The following is a 4,898-nucleotide window of genomic DNA, read 5'->3' on the forward strand; positions in this document are numbered from 1 at the left end:
ATGTCCGATGTCTTTGCGGCAGGTTGTTCGCTTTACGGTGTGACCGATCTGCGCGCCTTGGCAGAGGAGACGCATAAATTCGAGTCCCGTTATCTCGATCGGCTGATTGGCCCCTACCCCGAGCAGGCCGACCTCTATCTGCGACGCTCACCGATCAGCCATGTCGCGACGATCATATCTCCCACACTGTTTCTGCACGGAGACCAGGACAAGGTCGTGCCTCTGGCGCAAGCACAGGCCATGCATGATGCGCTTGTAGCGCGGGAACGGCAGTCCGCCCTGCACATCTACCCCGGTGAGGGTCACGGTTTTCGTCAGCAACAGACCCTGCAGGACAGCTTCACGCGCGAACTGGCCTTTTACCAGCAGGTCTTCGCATCATCGCAGAACGCCTGAGAGGACCGAGTACGGCCCGGTCGAGGCGCATCGCAGAACGCGCCTCGATCCTGAAAACGGTCAGGGTGTTGCGGAGGAAGGGGCACCCATTGCGCTGACAGGCGCAGACAGGGCCGTATTCAGGACATCTGCAAGCCTCACCCCCGCCTGCTGCAGGCGCGTTTCGATCACCGGAAAAGCAATATCCGTGTAAGCCGCGCCGAGATCCTTCCTGTTGCCGCCGGGCAGCGCGCCATAGGCAATGGAACGGGCCAGACCGTGGCTTTCATCGGTCCACTGCACAACAGCCTCATGCATGGTGTCGGGAGAAAGCGCGCCAGACCAGAATGCAGCCTGCCCAGGGGTGATCTGGCTGTTCAGCCGGTCGGCCTCCTCACGGGCTTTGGCAAAATCGATCGTATAATGCGGCCCCACGACCAGATGCCGCTCATGGTCCATGATCCCCTCATCCCACAATGAATGAAGGTTCTCATGGCCGTTCCGGTCCTGACCGAAATAAGAGACCTTCACCATGTTGCCGCCCTTGTCATGGTCGCGCTCGGCAGCATGAAGGGGCTGATGCAGATCGCCCACCAGATGCACCACCCATTTCAGGGCAGCGAGACGCGCTTCGGGCGCCGCATTCGGGTCTGCCAGCACGTGTTCCATTTCAGGCAGTTTTTCGGTGACGCAGATATCGTTGCCGCAATCTCGTGCCTTGTCATAGATCGCAAAAGAAGCATCGGTATCGACATAGTGCCACGGCAGCGTCTGGGGCAGGCCGCCTTTTTCCGGCGGCACATGCCCGATCGTATCGGGCCATGACGCCACCTGATCGAGGCTCTGATGATGCTCAAGCGCAAGAAGCTGCGTCACGGCACTGGCAGCCTGCGGCGTGAGGCGGCTCTGTGCGATATCAGCGACGATGGCATGCCCATAGGGACCCCAGGCCTGGGCAGGTTTTGAAGCAAGGGTCAGCGCGGCAACGGAAAGCAGTGCCGGCAGGGCGAAAAGCGAGCGACGTGTCATGAGGCCTCGGAAACGAAAGTAGCAGGAAGTGCGACTACCGTTTCACTCCCGGACCGAGGATGCAAGGGATGTTATGATGACACCCCCCTCTCTCTCCCCTTGCTGATAGCGCGGGTGACGGACCACCCGGAAAGCCCTCGTTTGGCCGCCCGGACGATCAGGCGCCTAGTCGAACCGACCAGCCAGCCGACCAGCTTTCACCGGGCTGGAGATGCAGCAATCCCGGTTTTTCCTCGAAAGCCCCGTCGAAATCGACCGGGCTGGAATATCCCATCCAGGGTTCGAGGCAGAGGAAATCGGAGCCCGGCTTCATCCAGATGCCAAGCTGCTCGAAACCATGCCACGAGAAAACCAGCGCCTCGCCCGTACGCGCATGAAAACGCAGCTTGCGGCTCGCCGGATGCAGGAAGATCAGCGCATCATGGTCGAACAGGCTGTCATCGAGCGGCAGAATTCCATCCTTGACCGGGTTGGGGCGCGCCCCCGGAGCAATCAGCCCTTCCTCAAGAACGGCCAGAGGCTCTGGCTCTGGAGCCTCGAATTCGAGCACATGGTCCGTCTTGGCTGTTCCCGGCACAAGCGGCCAGATGAAGGCCGGATGAGCCCCGAGCGACGCATGGAGAAGGCTCCGGCTATCCGGATTGCCCAGCGTATAGGCAAGATGCAGGCCATCTTCATCGAGCGTGTATTGCAGCGTGAGCCGGAAGGCGAAAGGAAAGATCGCCCGGCTTGTCGGATCATCCTCAAGCACCAGCGTGCAACCCGTCTCATGGCGTTCGACCCAGCGAAAGACGCGATCACGGGCAAAACCATGCTGCGTGAGGGTATAGTCGAGACCATCGATCAGAGCATGATTGTCGCGTAGACGCCCTACAATCGGGAACAGGACGGGAGAATGGCGTGGCCAGGCGCCCCCGGTCCAGATGAGCTCGCGCCCCGTTTCGTCACAAAGCGAACAAAGCTCGGCACCGTGGGCAGCAACGCGCGCCTTGAATCGCCCATTGCTGAAGACATGGCTGTCGGACATCACTCATCGCGCTCCTGTTTCCGGCCTGCGGCAGCGATCACCCGGCAAGGGGCGATCTGGCTAAAGGTCCAACGACCTTCCCCAAAAACCATCGCAGATCAAGAGACTGTTTCGTGAGGGAGCGGTAACCCGACCTGGGGTCAAGGCCGGGGAGATACTGTCTGACCCGATGACGCATCACTTGCTTTGCCCCAGCCCGAACTGCCCAGGTCGCATATAAGCCCACCACGCGCGACATGGGAGCCTGTCAGACGATGGGCGGAACGACCTGACAAGGAGTGCTTCGATATTTCACCGGAACATTTCAAACATTTCGCAAAAAACCACACATATTTCGCAACAATTCAATTGAGACTTAGTCGCGCTTTCATTATGGAGTTGCGAAACCCTCGCAACTGAAATGGAGCGTCGCGCCCGATGCGATCCCTCTCGCGCACATCCCTGTCCCTGCTACCGATGCTCACCGGGATCATTCTCGGTGCAACTCAAACCCACGCCGCTGACGACAGTTCGGCGGACCGCAAGGACAAGAAACCGCAGCGTCAGCGGAAGCTCGAAAAGCAGAAATCTGAGGAGAAGTCAGACGAGCATATCACCGTGCTCGGCAACGGCTTCAACACACTCAAAGACCCGATCGGCCTGTCGCGCATGCCGCAGGACGCGCTTCATACGCCGCAGCAGATCAATATCGTACCGCAGATGCTGATGAAGCAGCAGAACGTGAAATCGGTGGATGAAGCCCTGCGGAACGTGCCGGGTGTGACCTCCTCGATTGGCGAGGGTGCGGGCGGCATGAATGGCGACCAGTTCCTGATCCGCGGCTTTCAGGCCCAGAACGATATCTATCAGGACGGGCTGCGCGATTTTGGCGTCTATAGCCGCGATGCGTTCAATCTCGAGACGATCTCGGTCATCAAGGGCCCTTCATCCGAGGTGTTCGGCAACGGGACGACGGGCGGCGCCATCAATATGGTGACCAAGACCCCCACCCTGCGCGACCATTATGCCGCCGAGTTCAATGGCGGGTCGGGCTCCTATTATCGGGGCGTCCTCGACGTGAACAAGAAGCTGGATGACCACACGGCATTGCGCATCACCGGCATGGGCAACGAGAACAATATTGTCGGGCGCGATTTCCTCTATTCGCATCGTTGGGGCATTGCACCCTCCATCGCCTTCGGTCTGGGCAGCAAGGCCACACTGGTGCTGCAATACATGCACCAGCAGGAGAACTCGATCCCGGATTTCGGTGTGCCTGTCGTCACACCGCCCGGTGCGAAAACCGGCGGTCCGATCACGGAATACGGCATTCGCCGCACCAATTTCTATGGCACGAACAACGATCAGAACGCCACCAACGACAACATGGAAACAGCGCGTTTCTCGTACAAGCTCAACGACCATATCAAGTTCTTCGATGATCTGCGCGGTGGCCAGTTCTACCGGACTTTCGCTGCCTCCAAAGCCACGTGCGACACGACCTGCGTAAACAATTACTTCCTCGATCATGCCGGTTCGGCGCTTGTTGCCCGCTCAGGCCCCAACGGCGCCGGAAACGGCAAGGGACTAGGCACCACCATGGCGCCCCTGCCCTATCAGCAGACAAGCTGGTCGGTGCAGAATGTCGGCTCGATGGTGGCCGATTTCCATACGGGTTTTCTCAAGCATCAGATCGTGACAGGTTTCGATCTCGAACGCGTCAATGATGTGCGCTCGCAATCGACCTATCTCAAAGCAAAGCCCTATGCCTCGCTGGTCAACCCCAACCCCTATGTCGGCAATCTGCTTCTCGTGCCTGGCGATCTGAATCCGGGTGGGCTGGTCAGCCTCGGTGCTCTGGGGGCCAAATCACATTCAAACGGCTATGGCTTTGATACCGGCCTGTTCTTCTATGACCAGATCTGGTTCACCAACTGGCTGTCGGTGAAGGGTGGCTTCCGCTGGGACCGCTGGCAGACCAGCTATAATCTGACAGGCGGCAATGTCGCGACCAATCCTGATATTCATTACCATCAGGTCAGCAGCGTCTTTAACCCCAATGTCAGCCTCGTCGCGACGCCCGATGCGCATCAGACCTATTATTTCACCTGGGCAACCTCGACCACGCCAAGCGGCATGTATGTGACCAACGGCTCCGTGCCGATACGCCCCGGCACAAACAGCTTTGCCAGCCCGGAAAAAGCCAATCTCTACGAGATCGGCGCGAAATACAGCGCCTTTCATGACCGCATGGGGTTCACGGCCTCGCTGTTCCGACTGGAGAAGAACAATGCCATCAACGCCGACCCGGTTACCGGGCAGGTTGAGGGATCGAGCGACCGGCAGCGTAATCAGGGGCTCGAGCTTTCCGTCGGTGGCATGATCACACGCCACTGGAACATCTCAGCCACTTACGCCCTGTATGACAGCGATACCCTGGCTTCGGATACGGCTGCTGCGGTGGGCAAGCAGGTCCAGTATGTGCCCC

At 59.2% G+C, this 4,898-nt stretch carries 4 protein-coding genes; 2 read left to right on the plus strand and 2 right to left on the minus strand.

Annotated elements, in window-relative coordinates; all coding sequences use genetic code 11:
- Nucleotides 1-396: S9 family peptidase (locus P792_RS38515; protein ID WP_035439527.1), on the plus strand; the 396-nt coding region annotated here is incomplete at its 5' end.
- Nucleotides 397-456: 60 nt separating this feature from the next.
- On the opposite strand, the gene P792_RS25985 is transcribed toward P792_RS38515, so the two are convergent.
- Nucleotides 457-1,404 (minus strand): S1/P1 nuclease, encoded by a 948-nt coding sequence (locus tag P792_RS25985; protein ID WP_023978248.1) that lies wholly within the window; start codon nucleotides 1,402-1,404, stop codon nucleotides 457-459.
- Nucleotides 1,405-1,561: 157 nt separating this feature from the next.
- Nucleotides 1,562-2,431, minus strand: a complete 870-nt coding sequence (locus tag P792_RS25990) for an aldose 1-epimerase family protein (RefSeq protein ID WP_023978249.1) — start codon at nucleotides 2,429-2,431, stop codon at nucleotides 1,562-1,564.
- Nucleotides 2,432-2,848: 417 nt separating this feature from the next.
- On the opposite strand from P792_RS25990, the gene P792_RS25995 reads away from it, so the two are divergent.
- Nucleotides 2,849-4,898, plus strand: a 2,050-nt coding sequence (locus P792_RS25995; protein ID WP_023978250.1) for a TonB-dependent siderophore receptor, incomplete at its 3' end; no start/stop codon positions are given.

The sequence above is a fragment of the Asaia sp. SF2.1 genome (assembly GCF_000505765.1).
GTDB classification, from domain to species: domain Bacteria; phylum Pseudomonadota; class Alphaproteobacteria; order Acetobacterales; family Acetobacteraceae; genus Asaia; species Asaia bogorensis.

What these genes read in the sequence shown, in the direction of transcription:
- P792_RS25985 (WP_023978248.1), bottom strand. Translation starts at nt 1,404, where the DNA reads ATGACACGTCGCTCGCTTTTCGCCCTGCCGGCACTGCTTTCCGTTGCC.
- P792_RS25990 (WP_023978249.1), bottom strand. Translation starts at nt 2,431, where the DNA reads ATGTCCGACAGCCATGTCTTCAGCAATGGGCGATTCAAGGCGCGCGTT.